Source organism: Vibrio sp. 1249-1 (assembly GCF_033340495.1).
This window is the reverse complement of sequence record NZ_JAWOWJ010000442.1, coordinates 1-751: the sequence shown is the minus strand read 5'-3', so window position 1 is coordinate 751 and position 751 is coordinate 1. Positions and strand designations below refer to the sequence as shown.

Below are 751 nucleotides of genomic sequence, written 5' to 3'. Positions count from 1 at the left end.
TTTTGTTATTTTTCAATGTAATGCTATTCTTCACCTTTCTATGCCATTTTGGCGCTCACGCATGGAGAGGATATGCTCAGCTTTTTATTACGTTCTGTCTTTTTAGGCTTAGCAACCGCTGCCGTTGTACTGCTCGCAGTTCCATCATTGCGCAATAACGTTATTCCTGTCGCGCTCGACCAACAACCGAAAAATATCGCATCTCTTGAGTTGTCGTTTAACCAAGCCGTAAGAAGAGCGGCGCCAGCGGTTGTGAACATCTACAGCCGAAAATACGTTGAAAACGACCGCAGTAAACTCTCGACACAAGGGCTGGGTTCTGGGGTTATCGTCAGCGAAAAAGGTTATATCATTACCAACTATCACGTGGTAGCTCAAGCAGACCAAGTCGTTGTTGCATTGCAAGATGGTCGAGCTGCTGCTGCTCAACTTGTTGGCACCGACAAACGCACGGACATTGCCGTTTTACGAGTTGAAGGTTCTAACCTACCTGTCATCCCATTGAATTCTGAATACAAACCTCAGGTTGGTGATGTCGTTTTAGCGATTGGTAACCCATACAACTTAGGGCAAACCACGACCTTCGGCATTATTTCCGCGACAGGTCGCTCTTCTATTAGCGATGGTCGTCAAGCCTTCATCCAAACTGATGCTGCAATCAATGAAGGTAACTCGGGCGGCGCATTGGTGAATACTCAAGGTGAATTGGTAGGCATCAACACCGCATCTTTCCAGCAGGCAACCGATCTTG

General features: G+C 46.9%; 1 protein-coding gene. It reads left to right on the top strand.

The window, feature by feature from the left end; all coding sequences use genetic code 11:
* Window positions 1-72: 72 nt before the first annotated feature.
* Window positions 73-751, top strand: a 679-nt coding sequence (locus R7Z50_RS26885) for a trypsin-like peptidase domain-containing protein (RefSeq protein WP_318149667.1), incomplete at its 3' end; no start/stop codon positions are given.